The sequence below is a fragment of the Bradyrhizobium sp. 139 genome (assembly GCF_023074175.1).
Taxonomy (GTDB): domain Bacteria; phylum Pseudomonadota; class Alphaproteobacteria; order Rhizobiales; family Xanthobacteraceae; genus Bradyrhizobium.
The window spans coordinates 61,807-74,420 of sequence record NZ_JADPKS010000022.1 but is presented as its reverse complement, the minus strand read 5'-3'; the positions used below and the strand labels follow the sequence as shown (position 1 = coordinate 74,420).

Sequence of the window (12,614 nt, the reverse complement as noted above, 5' to 3'; positions counted from 1 at the left end):
TTCCTTCTCCCTCGCGGGAGAAGGTAACTCACCATTCTCCCGCAGGAAATCCTTTAGGAATTGGGACAATAGTGCCCGGATATTTCCCAGGGGACCGGTCATGGCCGAGATCAAGACGCCGATCGAATATTCGCCGAGCTGGACCTTCTTCGAGGGCAAATGGCACGACGGCAATGTGCCGATCATGGGCCCGCGCACGCATGCGGCCTGGCTCGGCTCGGTCGTGTTCGACGGTGCGCGTGCGTTCGAAGGCGTCGTCCCCGATCTCGATCGTCACGTCGCCCGTGCCAATCAATCCGCCATCAACTTTGGCCTGAAGCCGGTGGTCGACGCCGGCACCTGGCTCGCGCTCGCAAACGAAGGCATCGCGCGCTTCGCAGCGAATGCCGAGCTCTACGTCCGCCCGATGTATTGGGCGCAGAACGGTTCGGGCGGCGGCGTGCTGTTCGACCCGGAGACGACCAATTGGTGCCTGTGCATCTACGAGGCGCCGATGCCGAAATCCGTCGGCAACGCCATCACTCTGTCGCCGTTCCGCAGGCCCACGGCCGAATGCGCGCCGGTCGAGGCCAAGGCCGCCTGTCTCTATCCGAACAATTCGCGCGCGCTCGCGGAAGCCGCCGGGCGCGGCTTCCAGAACGCGCTGATGCTCGACATGCTCGGCAACGTCGCGGAGTTCGGCAATTCCAACGTGTTCATGGCCAGGGACGGCGTGGTCTACACGCCGGTGCCGAACGGCACGTTCCTGAACGGCATCACGCGCCAGCGCGTCATCAGCCTGCTGCGCGGCGACGGCATCACCGTGATCGAGAAGACGCTGCGCTATGCCGACTTCCTTGCCGCCGACGAGATCTTCTCCACCGGCAATTTCGCCAAGGTCGCCCCCGTGATCCGCATCGACGATCGCGAGCTGAAGCCGGGGCCGCTCTACAGCAGGGCGCGCAAGCTATTGGGACTTTGCGCATGCCGCGAAGCTGGCGGCGTAGGCGCTGTCAATGGCGAGCTTGCGGGACAGTCGGCACTAGGCCGGCCGCGGACCGCGCGTCGGCAGCAGACCGGCGCGGATAGGGGACCTACTCGTCCTTCTTCGACATGCGCTCGAGGCGCTCCTGCATGTCCTTCATCTGCTGGCGCAAATCGTCAATGTTGGTGTCCTTTGCCGGCTCGGCGCTGGCATCGGGCTCGGGCTCCGGCGTGGCCGTCGCCGGACGGCCCGGGGTGGGGGCAAACGGTTTGAACATCGAAAATGTCTGCTGGAACAGTTCCATGTTGCGGCGGACCTGTTCCTCCAGCGGCGCAAACGGGGTTCCTGAGAGCGAGTTGGCGATCTGCTTGCGGAACTTCTCCTGCTCCTGGGTCAGCGTTGCGATCGACTGCTCGAGATATTTCGGCACCACCATCTGCATGCTGTCGCCGTAGAAGCGGATGAGCTGGCGCAGGAACGTGGTCGGCAACAGGTTCTGGCCGGCCTTGTTCTCCTGCTCGAAGATGATCTGGGCGAGCACGGAGCGGGTGATGTCGTCGCCGGTCTTGGCGTCGTAGACCAGGAAATCCTCGCCGTCCTTGACCATCGCGGCAAGGTCTTCCAGCGTCACATAAGTACTCGTTCCGGTGTTATAGAGCCGGCGGTTCGCGTATTTCTTGATCGTGGTGGGTTGGTCTGATTTCGCCATGGGCTCTCACTTGCAAGCGCGGAGAACGGGAACCCGGCGGGCAATGCCGCAGGGCGGGAAGAGTACGCAACGCAACAAAATAAGCATTTTCAAAGGGGTCACGCTACCGTTTTGTGCGCCACGGTTAATCGGGCAGCAAAACCGTGCTTGCGAAAGCGCCAAGAACGCTATTTTGAATGCGCTGCGGCACGAATTCGGTCGCCGGCCGATTGACATGCCTCAAGGACGTTAACAGGATGCCGTCCGAGACTGGCGAGCCTTTTCCCCAGCCCCGCCTGCCCCTTTTCAACACCAGGAGATGCCCATGTCAGACGATGTCGTCATCGTCAGCGCCGCCCGCACCCCGGTCGGAAGCTTCAACGGAGCGTTCGCGACCCTTCCCGCCCATGACCTCGGCGCCATCGCCATCAAGGCCGCGCTGGAGCGCGGTGGCATTGAGCCCGGCCGGGTCTCGGAAGTCATCATGGGCCAGATCCTCACCGCCGCCCAGGGTCAGAACCCAGCCCGCCAGGCCTCGATTGCCGCGGGCATTCCGGTGGAGAGTCCGGCCTGGGGCGTCAACCAGCTTTGCGGCTCGGGCCTGCGCACCGTCGCGCTCGGCTACCAGGCACTGCTCAACGGCGATTCCGAGATCGTGGTCGCCGGCGGCCAGGAATCCATGAGCATGGCCCCGCACGCCCAGTATCTGCGCGGCGGCGTCAAGATGGGCCCGGTCGAGTTCGTCGACACCATGATCAAGGACGGACTGTGGGATGCCTTCAACGGCTACCACATGGGCAACACTGCCGAGAATGTTGCGCGGCAGTGGCAGATCACCCGCGCCCAGCAGGACGAGTTCGCGGTCGCCTCGCAGCAGAAGGCCGAGGCCGCGCAGAAGGCCGGCAAGTTCAACGACGAGATCATTCCGGTCACAATCAAGACCCGCAAGGGCGACGTCGTCGTCAGCGCCGACGAATATCCGCGCCATGGCGCAACGCTCGACGGGATGGCGAAGCTCAGGCCCGCCTTCGAGAAGGACGGCACAGTCACCGCAGGTTCGGCCTCCGGCATCAATGACGGCGCCGCCGCCGTCGTGCTGATGACGGCAAAGCAGGCGGCCAAGGAAGGCAAGAAGCCGATCGCGCGTATCGTGTCTTGGGCGCAGGCCGGCGTCGATCCGAAGATCATGGGCTCGGGCCCGATCCCGGCCTCGCGCGCCGCGCTGAAGAAGGCCGGCTGGAATGTGGGAGACCTCGACCTGATCGAGGCCAACGAGGCTTTCGCGGCGCAGGCCTGCGCGGTCAACAAAGACCTCGGCTGGGACACCTCCAAGGTCAACGTCAACGGGGGCGCGATCGCGATCGGCCATCCGGTCGGCGCTTCCGGCGCGCGCGTGCTGGTGACGCTGCTGCACGAGATGCAGAAGCGCGATTCGAAGAAGGGCCTTGCCACGCTGTGCATCGGCGGCGGCATGGGTATCGCGATGTGTCTGGCGCGCGACTGAAAATAGCTTACGCGTAGCTTACGTGAAATTTGCGCGTGCGCTGCACGCAGACTGAGTGCGTTGCACGCGACTAAAAAGGCAGCGGTTGCAAATCAAATATTCTTCGCAACCGCGCAAGCCTCGACTAAATACAAACGCCCGGCATTGAGCCGGGCGTTTTGTTCTTGATGTCCGTCAAACCAACCGCATAATCGACCGCTAAAAACGATCATTCAGAAACGTCCGCAGAGTCCAAGGGAAGGAATACGATATGGCACGTGTTGCACTGGTGACGGGTGGTACGCGGGGCATCGGAGCGGCGATCAGCAAGGCGCTGAAGGCGGCCGGCTACAAGGTCGCGGCGAGCTATGCGGGCAATGATACTGCGGCGGAGAAATTCAACGCCGAGACCGGCATCGCCGTCTACAAATGGGACGTCAGCAATTTCGACGCCTGCGCCGAGGGCGTGAAGAAGGTCGAGGCCGAGGTCGGCCCGATCGACGTGCTCGTCAACAATGCCGGCATCACCAAGGACGGCGCCTTCCACAAGATGAGCCTGGAGCAATGGAACGCCGTGATCGGCACCAATCTCGGCTCGCTGTTCAACATGTCGCGCCAAGTCATCGAAGGCATGCGCGGGCGCAAGTTCGGCCGCATCGTCAACATCTCCTCGATCAACGGACAGAAGGGCCAGTTCGGCCAGGTGAACTATTCGGCCGCGAAAGCCGGCGAGATTGGCTTCACCAAGGCGCTGGCGCTGGAGAATGCCAAGGGCGGGGTCACCGTGAATGCGATCTGCCCGGGCTACATCAACACCGAGATGGTACAGGCGATACCGAAGGATGTGCTCGAGAAGGCGATCCTGCCGCTGATCCCGATCGGCCGCCTGGGCGAGCCCGAGGAAATCGCGCGCGCCGTCGTGTTCCTTGCTGCCGACGAAGCCGGCGCCATCACCGGCTCGACGCTGACCGTCAACGGTGGCCAGTACATGGTGTGATGCGTCGGCATCACGTTCGATCATAAAGCCAACGTCTCGTCATGCCCGGGGCTTGTCCCGGGCATCCACGGCCTTACAACAGCCGTCGCCACGGAAGAACGTGGATGGCCGGGACAAGCCCGGCCATGACGAAAGTAGTGGCCGATGACTCCCCGCACCGCGACGCTGATTGGATTGACCGCGATCCTGATGTGGTCGCTGCTCTCAGTGATGACGGTGGCGACCGGACAGGTCCCGGCGTTCCAGCTCGCCGCCATGACGTTCGCGATCGGTGGTCTCGTCGGCCTCCTCACCTGGGTCGGCCGCGGCGGTGCGGCGAAAAGCCTGCGGCAGCCGCTGGTCGTATGGGTCGTCGGCGTCGGAGGCCTGTTCGGCTATCACGCACTGTATTTCCTGGCGCTGCGCTTTGCGCCGCCGGCCGAAGCCGGGCTTTTGAATTACATGTGGCCGCTCCTGATCGTGCTGTTCTCGTCGTTCCTGCCGGGCGAGCGGCTTGCCGCGCATCATATCATTGGTGCTGTGCTCGGCCTCATTGGTACCGTGCTGCTGTTCGCCGGGAGCACCTCCGGCTTCGCGCCGGGCCAGCTGCCGGGACTGATCGCGGCGTTCGTCGCGGCGTTCGTCTGGGCGACCTATTCGGTGCTGTCGCGGCGATTGAAGGCGGTGCCGACCGATGCGGTTGCGGGCTTCTGCCTTGCCACCGCGGTCCTCGCCGCGCTGATGCATGGCCTGCTTGAAACCACGGTGTGGCCGGCGACGACGCTGCAATGGCTCTCGGTAGCCGCCCTCGGCATCGGTCCCGTCGGTGCCGCGTTCTACGCCTGGGACATTGGCATGAAGCGCGGCGACATCCGCGTGCTCGGCGCCGCATCCTATGCCACGCCGCTGCTCTCGACCGGCTTCCTCATCGCCGCCGGTTTTGCAAAAGCCAGCGCCAACATCGCTATCGCCGCGATCCTGATCGCCGGCGGCGGCCTGATTGCGGCGAAGGATATGGTGCTGCGAAAAAGATAATTGTCATTCCGGCGCGCGCGGAGCGCGAACCCGGAATCCATTCATCCGTATCAATGATGGCGAGATGGATTCTCGGATGCGCAATTGCGCATCATGGTTCGCCACCATGCGGCGCCCCGGAATGACAGCGCGCCTTACGGCTCCCAGCCTTTGGGCGCCAGCTCGAATTTCGCGAATTCGAAGGCGGGCGCCACGGTGCAGCCGACCAAGGTCCACTCGCCGGTGGTCTCCGCCATCTGCCAGGCGTCTGCCGGCACGATCGCCTGCGGCCGCTCGCCGCTGATGAGATCCGTGCCGAGCCGCACCTCGTGCTGGGAGCAGCCTTCGTGTGCGATGCGCAGCGTCAGCGGACTGCCTGCATAATAGTGCCAGACCTCGACCGCATCGATGCGATGCCAGTGCGAGCGTTCGCCGCGCGCGAGCAGGAAATAAATGAGGGTCGAGCGCGGCCGCCCGTTGGCGTCCGTGATCTGATCGCGAAACGTCTCACGGTAATGCCCGCCCTCGGGATGCGGACGGAGCTCGAGGCGAGCGATGATCTCGGCTGCGGTCGGCATCGATCCCCGTCAGGATTTGTTCTTCAGGACTTGTTCTTGCGCTCGCGCAGTTCGCCGAACACCGCGGCGGCATCAGCGCCCTTCATGTGTAGCCTGGCTGCGACCGACGGCTCATCGGCGCGCAGGAACACGTTTGCCCGCTTCTCATCACCAAGCAGTGTGGGAATGGTCGGCTTGTTCTCGGCCCGCAGCTTGGTGACCTCCGCCGCGCGCGCCTGGAGCGCCGCATTGTCGGGCTCGATGGTGAGCGCGAACTTGACATTGGACGCGGTGTATTCGTGGCCGCAATAGAGTTTGAAATCGTCAGGGAGCGCCCGCAGCTTCAGAAGCGAGTCCCACATCATCGGGTAGTCGCCTTCGAACACGCGGCCGCAGCCGATCGAGAACAGCGTGTCGGCCGCGAACAGCGTTTTCTCGGTGTCGAACACGTAAGAGATGTGATCGAGCGTGTGGCCGGGCGTCTCCAGCACCCGCGCCAGCAGGGCGCCGACCTTCACCACGTCGGCATTGGCCACGCGCAGATCGACGCTGGCGATCTTCGCCGTCTTGTCATGCGGCGCGACGACGCGGCAATCGTATTTCTGCTTGAGTTCGGCGACCCCGCCGACATGATCGCCATGATGATGGGTGATCAGGATGTCGGTGAGCTGCCAGCCCTCGCGCTCCAGCGCCTTCAGGATGGGGCCGGCCTCCGGCGCGTCGATCGAGGCGGTCGCCTTGGTTTCCACATCGTGGATCAGGTAACCGAAATTGTCGTTTAAACAGCTGAAAGTACGAATTTCGGCGGCCATGTCATCTCCATCGCGCTCAGCCCCGACAGACAGATATGGCGTTAAGGTTGCGCAGGCAATGCAATATTCCGCGCGCGGCGTCGGCCTTGCGCATGTTACATTGCCGTCATGACCATCGACGTCGTCGACCTCCGCGAGTTTTACTCCCGTCGCCTTGGGATTGTGGCGCGGCAAATGATCAATCGCGGCATCAGGGAGCGCTGGCCGACCGCCGTGGGCCAGCGTGTGCTCGGCTTCGGCTATCCCACGCCCTATCTCGGCCTGTTCCGCGAGGACGCGGAGCGCTGCATCGCCTTCATGCCGTCGGCGCAGGGCGTCTTGAAGTGGCCGACGGGACGGCCGGCGCTGGCCTCGCTGGTCGATGAATTCTCGCTGCCGCTTCCTGACGCTGCGGTCGACCGTATCCTGCTGGTTCATGCGCTGGAGATGTCGGACGATCCGGCCGCGCTCTTGCGCGAGGTCTGGCGGGTGCTGTCGCCATCGGGTCGTGTCATGGCGGTGATCCCGAACCGGCGCGGGGTGTGGACCCGTTCCGACAACACGCCGTTCGGCCACGGCCGGCCCTATTCGCGCTCGCAGATCACCGATCTGTTGCGCCAGACCTGGTTCACGCCGACCGCCTGGGGCGAGGCGCTGTTCATGCCGCCCTATGCCGGCGGCTGGGTGCTGAAATCGGCGCACATGTGGGAACGTGCGGGCGCGGCGCTGTCGTTGCCCTTTGCCGGCGTGCACATTGTCGAGGCGACCAAGCAGGTCTATCGCGCGATCCCCGCCAAGCGCGAGCGTGCGCGGCTGATTCCCGCGCTGACGAAGCCCGTGCTGGTTCCGTCCTCGACCGCGGTCACGCGTACCTAAAAACAAATCGTCCCGGCGGGGCCGGGACGATTCAGTTCAGAATACCTTACCTGGCGAAAGGCTTACGGCTTACTCGCCGGGGGCCACTTCGTCGCTGGAGCCGGCCGGCGCAGCCTCGCGCTCGGGACGCGGGCCATGCGGCCGGCGCCGCCGCCGCGGAAAGCGTTCGCCGCCGCCGCCAATCTCGCCGCCGCTCACCTGCGGCTGTGCGCCGGTGATGAAGGAGGGCAGGCGATCGACGTTGCCGGCCTCGGCAACGACAGGCTGCGGCTGGTTCAGCGGTAACGGCTGCGGCTGTGGCTGCGGCTGATATTGCGGCTGCGGACGGTGGTCGCGCTCGCGGTGCTCGCGCGGCTGCTGGTTGTCGCGCTGATAGGGGGGATTGTCGCGGGGCTGATGATCGCGCTGGTGGTGATCGCGCTGGCCCTCGCGGATGAAAGGCGGCTGCTGCGGCTGCGGGACGAAGCCCGGCTCCTGGCCGAAATTCGAGAAATTCTCGCCGTCGTCCTCGCTATCGTCGCCGCTGTTGCTGACGGGCTCGTCGCCGCGCGGCTGCTGGTTCTGGCGGAACTGTTCCTGGGCCGTCGCGATCAGGCGGAAATAATGCTCGGCGTGCTGGTAGTAGTTCTCGGCGGCGACCGGGTCGCCGGAGGAGCGCGCATCGCGCGCGAGCTGAAGATATTTTTCGGCGATATGCGAAGCCGTGCCGCGAATCTTGATGTCGGGTCCGTTCGATTCGTAAACCCGGGTCATCGGGTTCTGGCCGCGCCGGTTGTTGTTGTTATTGTTGTTATTGTTATTACGGTTGCGCATCCGCTGCTTGTTCTGACCGTTTCTCATGTCCTGCCTTTAATTCCAGCCCTAAAGGTTGCACGCATTACTGATTGCTGAGAGTGACCTAATGACAGCAATTCACACGTCCCGCACGCATTGCGCGCAAGAGCGGCTTGAACCCTGCCGATGTCCGTCGACCGTCGCGTTCAACAAAGACGCGTTCCCCACCCGCCAGCATTCATCGCCAGCGAACCCATTCATATCGCCTGCCGAAACAGGCCCAGCTGTGTTGCGTAAGTCTTCAAGCGCAATATCTGGCTTTCGTTCACTTTGCGGTCGGAAAGCAGCGCAGCTCGAATGGCCATCGCGCTTAACAGGACCTGCGGCTTGGAACCTTTATCAGTAAAGCTCTCGCCCGAGAGCCCGGCTTTCGCCCGTAGGTCTACGGGGCCGGCACCGATGTGTTGACCGGAACGTAGTCGTTCCCACAGGATATTCCAAGAGGTATTTTGCAGCCCAATCCGGCTTTTATGGGGGCATTTTTCGGGCCGAAACGGCCCTCGCAATGCCCGTCAGATCGGACTTGGGCGGCCTGTCCAGCACTAACGCCGTGGCCGCCATCAAGGTTTCAATATTTCCAGCCTGGCCCTGCCCGGCCTCGACGATCAGCGCTCCGCCCGGGCACAGACGTTCGGCCGCCTGCGGGATCAAGGCGCGATAGGCATCGTAACCGTCATTGCCGCCGTTGAGCGCGAGATGCGGGTCGTGCTCGCGCACTTCGACGCTCAGCTTTGGAATTTCCGCGGAAGGAATATAGGGCGGATTCGATACGATGAGATCGAACGGGCCGCGGAGCGCTGTTGCATAGGAGCAGGCGATGAAGCCGGAGCGATCGCCAAGGCCAAGGGCTGCCGCATTGCCCCGCGCAGTAGCGAGCGCTGTCAGGCTGAGATCGGTGCCGACGCCGAAGGCATCGGGAATTTCGTGCAGCAGCGCGAGCAGGATTGCGCCGGATCCGGTGCCGATGTCGGCGATGCGCGGCGGATGAGAGTCCTTCCGTTCGCGAAATAGCTCGAGCGCGAGTTCGACCACCGTTTCGGTGTCGGGACGCGGGACCAGGGTTGCTTCCGACAGGCGAAACGGCAGGCCCCAGAATTCCCGCGTGCCGAGAATGCGGGCGACCGGCTCATGCGCGAGCCGGCGCTGCGCATATGCTTCGAGCCGCGCAGCCTCTTCGGGTGTGAGTTGGCGCGCCGCCTGCGTGACCATGCCGGTCAAATCAAGCCTCAGCGCAGCTCCGACGAGCAGGCGCGCATCAATTGCGGGCTGCTCGATGCCGGCCGATTGCAACCGTGCCGCAAGCGCGCGCCGCGCACTCTCGATGCTGTGTCCGGGATCAAAACCTGTCGCCAATGGAGCCATCCTGCCTGGCATCGTGGATAGATCGGCGGCATTGCTTGCGTCAACGGAAAGGAACGCGTTTGATCGCCCCTCGCAGCGAGGGAGGGATCCATGACGGCTTATGACGATCAGAACGTCTTCGCAAAGATCCTGCGCGGCGAGATTCCCTGCTTCGAGGTTTTCAGGGACGGCCGCAGCCTCGCCTTCCTGGACATCATGCCGCGCTCGCCCGGACACACGCTGGTCATTCCCCGGGCACCGGCACGTGGCATCCTCGACATCGCGGATGACGATCTCGCCGCGGTCGCCCGAACCGGCAGGCGGATCGCGATTGCGGCGATGAAGGCGTTCGACGCCGAGGGCATCATCCTCCAGCAGTTCAGCGAGCCGGCCAGCGGGCAAGTGGTCTTTCACCTGCACATGCACGTCATCCCGGTCAGGGCCGGAATCGAGCTGCTGCCGGCGCAGACGCGCAAGGAAGACATGGCTGTGCTCGCCGATCACGCCAAGCGGATGATTGCGGCAATTGGGGGCTGACTAGACACCGAGATAGCGCTGGAGCAGCTCCGGCTGGGCCTTGAGCTCCTGCGCCGGTCCCTCGTGCACGATGTGGCCGTTGTTGATGATGTAGATCCGCGTCGCCAGCGCCAGCGTCGCCGCCAAATTCTGCTCGACCAGCACGATGGTCTGGCCGGCGGCTGCGAGCTCGCGGCAGGCCTTGACGAGATCGTGGACGATGACCGGCGCGAGCCCCTCGAACGGCTCGTCCAGCAGGATGATCTTGGGATCGCGCACCAGCGCCCGGGCGATCGCGAGCATCTGCTGTTCGCCGCCGGAGAGCTCGGTGCCGCGGTTGTTGCGACGCTCTTTCAGCCGCGGAAACATCTCGTAGATGCGCTCAAGCGGCCAGCGCTTTGGCGCGGTGATCCCGGCGAGGACGATGTTCTCCTCCACCGACAAACTGCCGAAGACCCGACGCTCCTCGTGCACGAGTTGCATGCCGGCCTGCGCGATTCTGTGGCTCTTGCGTCCGGCGATATCGATGCCGTCGAACATCACGCTGCCGCTGCGGGGCGTCACGACGCCCATCAGGCTCTTGAGCGTCGTGCTCTTGCCGGCGCCGTTGCGCCCGAGCAGCGCCACCACTTCGTGCCGCTCGACGTGCATCGCGACGTCGAACAGGATGTGGGAGTCGCCGTAATAGCTGTTCAGGCGATTGACCTCGATCAGGCTCATGCGGCGATCTCTCCGTGCACGCCGCCGAGATAGGCTTCCTGCACCGCGGCGTTGGTCCTGATTTCCTCCGGTGTGCCGTCCAGCAGCACCTTGCCTTCCTGCAGCACCGTCACGCGCTGGACTAGCTCGAACAGCGAATCCATGTCGTGGTCTATGATGATCATGGTGCGCCCGCGCGCGATCGATTTGAGCAGCTTGACGGTCTCGATACGCTCGCGCGGGCTCATGCCGGCAAGCGGCTCGTCGAGCAGCAGCAGGCGCGGCGAGGTGGCGAGCGCAAGCCCGATCTCCAGTCTGCGCTTCTCGCCATAGGCGAGCTCGGCCACGGGCGTATCGGCGCGGCGGGTCAGGTTGACCAGTGCGAGCGTGTGCTCAACCTGCTCCGTCAGGTCCTTCACGTCTGACAGCTTGCGGAATAGATCGAGCCGGAACTTCCCGCGCAGTTCGGCGAGCGCGGCAATCGTCAGGTTTTGCTGCACCGTCAGCCCGGTGAAGAGCTGGTTAACCTGGTAGCTCTTGGTAAGTCCGAGCTGGCAAACCTCGGTGACCTTCAATCCCGTGATGTCGCGGCCCTCGAACACGATCTGGCCGGAGGTCGGTGCGATCTCGCAGGTCAACATCTTGAAGAAGGTCGACTTGCCGGCGCCGTTCGGGCCGATGATTCCGCGCAACTCGCCCTGATCGACGCTGAAATCGATGTCGCTGTTGGCGACGAGGCCGCCATAGCGCTTGGTGAGGCCCGTGGCCTTCAGAATCGGCCCGGTATAGGCGGGATGTTCGACCTCCTTGGCCTGCATCGGCGCCGGTGTGGGTTGCTGCGTCGCCTTGGCGTCTGCGACCTCCGGTTCTTCCGTCTCCGCATCCCTTCGCTCACGCTTGCCCGAGACGAGGCGATAGAGGTCTACAAGACCGCCGATGATGCCGCCGCGCAGGAAGCAGACCAGCAGCACGAACACCACGCCCAGCACGAGCTTCCAGGCGGCCCCGAGGCCCAGTGCGGCCTGGAGGAAGTCCTGCAGGAACAGCCAGACCGCCGCGCCGACCAGCGGGCCGAACAGCGTGCCTCGGCCGCCAATGGCGGTCTGCATCACGAGTTGGCCGGAGGTGTCGAAGGTGAAGGCGTCGGGCGGCATGAAGGCCTGGAGCACGCCGAGCAGGCCGCCGGCGAACCCTGCGTAGGCGGCTGCGATCACGAAGGCGGTCAGCTTGTAGCCGTGGATATTGTGGCCGACGGCGGTGGCGCGCAGCGGATTGTCCCGGATCGCGCTCAGAATCGCGCCGACCGGCGAGCGCACGATCCTGAGCGCAATGATGACACCGATGAAATAGCACAGCGCGATGAACTGATAGAGCGACCAGCCATTGGTGAAATGGATGGTCGTGAAGCCGAGATTGAAGCTCGGTGTCGGCACGCCCGGCAGGCCGTTCTCGCCGCCGGTGAAATCCGAGAGCGGATTGAACTCGACGAAGAAGAACACTTCCGCGATCGCCACCGTGATCATGGCGAAATAGATGCCGGTGCGGCGGAGCGCGATCAGACCGATCAGATAGCCGGTCGCTGCCGCCGCGACCATGCCGATGACCAGCGCGCCCAGCACGTTGCTGAAGCCGGTGCGGGTCAGGAGGTAAGCGGCGACGAAACCGCCGGTGCCGTAGAAGGCGGACTGGCCGAACGACAGCAGGCCGGTGAAGCCGAACAGGATATCGAAGCCGAGGCCGAACAGGCCCCAGACCAGGATCCGGTTCACCGTGTTGGGTGCGAAGCCGAGATGAGGCAGCACGAAGGGAGCCACGATCAGGCCGATGGCCGTCAGTGTCTCGATCAGGAACGGGCGTTGCTTGAGCATCAGCGGA

General features: G+C 64.1%; 12 protein-coding genes and 1 pseudogene. 6 read left to right on the top strand and 7 right to left on the bottom strand.

The genetic code is table 11. The features are described 5' to 3' along the window. Positions 1 to 100: 100 nt before the first annotated feature. Positions 101 to 986: pseudogene (locus tag IVA80_RS05320) on the top strand (branched-chain amino acid aminotransferase). An 87-nt stretch (positions 987 to 1,073) separates the two neighbouring features. Here the strand turns inward: IVA80_RS05320 and phaR are convergent. Further along, positions 1,074 to 1,673, bottom strand: coding sequence for a polyhydroxyalkanoate synthesis repressor PhaR (gene phaR, locus IVA80_RS05315; RefSeq protein WP_247426235.1), 600 nt, complete (start codon positions 1,671 to 1,673; stop codon positions 1,074 to 1,076). 304 nt (positions 1,674 to 1,977) lie between these two features. Between phaR and IVA80_RS05310 the strand changes: the two genes are divergently transcribed. The 3 genes from IVA80_RS05310 (at position 1,978) to IVA80_RS05300 (ending at position 5,146) form a co-directional block, all read left to right on the top strand. Then, positions 1,978 to 3,156, top strand: coding sequence for an acetyl-CoA C-acetyltransferase (locus tag IVA80_RS05310; protein ID WP_247426233.1), 1,179 nt, complete (start codon positions 1,978 to 1,980; stop codon positions 3,154 to 3,156). Positions 3,157 to 3,406: 250 nt separating this feature from the next. Continuing rightward, positions 3,407 to 4,132, top strand: coding sequence for an acetoacetyl-CoA reductase (gene phbB / locus IVA80_RS05305; protein ID WP_247426231.1), 726 nt, complete (start codon positions 3,407 to 3,409; stop codon positions 4,130 to 4,132). Positions 4,133 to 4,276: 144 nt separating this feature from the next. Beyond that, positions 4,277 to 5,146 carry an EamA family transporter gene (locus IVA80_RS05300; protein WP_247426229.1) on the top strand — a complete coding sequence of 290 codons (870 nt, stop codon included), beginning with the start codon at positions 4,277 to 4,279 and terminating at the stop codon, positions 5,144 to 5,146. A 134-nt stretch (positions 5,147 to 5,280) separates the two neighbouring features. Here IVA80_RS05300 and IVA80_RS05295 read toward each other — a convergent pair whose 3' ends face one another. Further along, positions 5,281 to 5,703, bottom strand: coding sequence for a cupin domain-containing protein (locus tag IVA80_RS05295; protein ID WP_247426227.1), 423 nt, complete (start codon positions 5,701 to 5,703; stop codon positions 5,281 to 5,283). Positions 5,704 to 5,726: 23 nt separating this feature from the next. After that, on the bottom strand, positions 5,727 to 6,494 hold the full coding sequence (gene gloB, locus IVA80_RS05290) for a hydroxyacylglutathione hydrolase (protein ID WP_247426226.1): 768 nt from the start codon (positions 6,492 to 6,494) through the stop codon (positions 5,727 to 5,729). Between the two features lie 108 nt (positions 6,495 to 6,602). On the opposite strand from gloB, the gene IVA80_RS05285 reads away from it, so the two are divergent. Continuing rightward, a complete protein-coding gene (locus IVA80_RS05285) occupies positions 6,603 to 7,349 on the top strand; it encodes a methyltransferase domain-containing protein (RefSeq protein ID WP_247426224.1) in 747 nt (248 codons plus the stop codon). A 69-nt stretch (positions 7,350 to 7,418) separates the two neighbouring features. Here IVA80_RS05285 and IVA80_RS05280 read toward each other — a convergent pair whose 3' ends face one another. Beyond that, positions 7,419 to 8,189: a DUF4167 domain-containing protein gene (locus IVA80_RS05280; protein WP_247426221.1), complete on the bottom strand. Its 771-nt coding sequence runs from the start codon at positions 8,187 to 8,189 to the stop codon at positions 7,419 to 7,421. A 462-nt stretch (positions 8,190 to 8,651) separates the two neighbouring features. After that, positions 8,652 to 9,545 carry a peptide chain release factor N(5)-glutamine methyltransferase gene (gene prmC / locus IVA80_RS05275; protein WP_247426219.1) on the bottom strand — a complete coding sequence of 298 codons (894 nt, stop codon included), beginning with the start codon at positions 9,543 to 9,545 and terminating at the stop codon, positions 8,652 to 8,654. Between the two features lie 90 nt (positions 9,546 to 9,635). Between prmC and IVA80_RS05270 the strand changes: the two genes are divergently transcribed. Next, positions 9,636 to 10,061, top strand: coding sequence for an HIT family protein (locus IVA80_RS05270; protein WP_247426217.1), 426 nt, complete (start codon positions 9,636 to 9,638; stop codon positions 10,059 to 10,061). Here the strand turns inward: IVA80_RS05270 and IVA80_RS05265 are convergent, their stop codons facing one another. Together IVA80_RS05265 and IVA80_RS05260 are read right to left on the bottom strand one after the other, a co-directional pair. Then, on the bottom strand, positions 10,062 to 10,760 hold the full coding sequence (locus IVA80_RS05265; protein WP_247426215.1) for an ABC transporter ATP-binding protein: 699 nt from the start codon (positions 10,758 to 10,760) through the stop codon (positions 10,062 to 10,064). After that, complete coding sequence (locus tag IVA80_RS05260; protein ID WP_247426212.1) at positions 10,757 to 12,607, bottom strand: branched-chain amino acid ABC transporter ATP-binding protein/permease; 1,851 nt, start codon at positions 12,605 to 12,607, stop codon at positions 10,757 to 10,759. Before IVA80_RS05260 ends, IVA80_RS05265 begins: the two co-directional genes overlap by 4 nt. Positions 12,608 to 12,614 lie beyond the last annotated feature (7 nt).

Excerpts from the sequence above, each read along its gene's own strand:
- phaR (WP_247426235.1), bottom strand. The coding sequence starts at position 1,673 with ATGGCGAAATCAGACCAACCCACCACGATCAAGAAATACGCGAACCGC.
- IVA80_RS05310 (WP_247426233.1), top strand. The coding sequence starts at position 1,978 with ATGTCAGACGATGTCGTCATCGTCAGCGCCGCCCGCACCCCGGTCGGA.
- phbB (WP_247426231.1), top strand. The coding sequence starts at position 3,407 with ATGGCACGTGTTGCACTGGTGACGGGTGGTACGCGGGGCATCGGAGCG.
- IVA80_RS05300 (WP_247426229.1), top strand. The coding sequence starts at position 4,277 with ATGACTCCCCGCACCGCGACGCTGATTGGATTGACCGCGATCCTGATG.
- IVA80_RS05295 (WP_247426227.1), bottom strand. The coding sequence starts at position 5,703 with ATGCCGACCGCAGCCGAGATCATCGCTCGCCTCGAGCTCCGTCCGCAT.
- gloB (WP_247426226.1), bottom strand. The coding sequence starts at position 6,494 with ATGGCCGCCGAAATTCGTACTTTCAGCTGTTTAAACGACAATTTCGGT.
- IVA80_RS05285 (WP_247426224.1), top strand. The coding sequence starts at position 6,603 with ATGACCATCGACGTCGTCGACCTCCGCGAGTTTTACTCCCGTCGCCTT.
- IVA80_RS05280 (WP_247426221.1), bottom strand. The coding sequence starts at position 8,189 with ATGAGAAACGGTCAGAACAAGCAGCGGATGCGCAACCGTAATAACAAT.
- prmC (WP_247426219.1), bottom strand. The coding sequence starts at position 9,545 with ATGGCTCCATTGGCGACAGGTTTTGATCCCGGACACAGCATCGAGAGT.
- IVA80_RS05270 (WP_247426217.1), top strand. The coding sequence starts at position 9,636 with ATGACGGCTTATGACGATCAGAACGTCTTCGCAAAGATCCTGCGCGGC.
- IVA80_RS05265 (WP_247426215.1), bottom strand. The coding sequence starts at position 10,760 with ATGAGCCTGATCGAGGTCAATCGCCTGAACAGCTATTACGGCGACTCC.
- IVA80_RS05260 (WP_247426212.1), bottom strand. The coding sequence starts at position 12,607 with ATGCTCAAGCAACGCCCGTTCCTGATCGAGACACTGACGGCCATCGGC.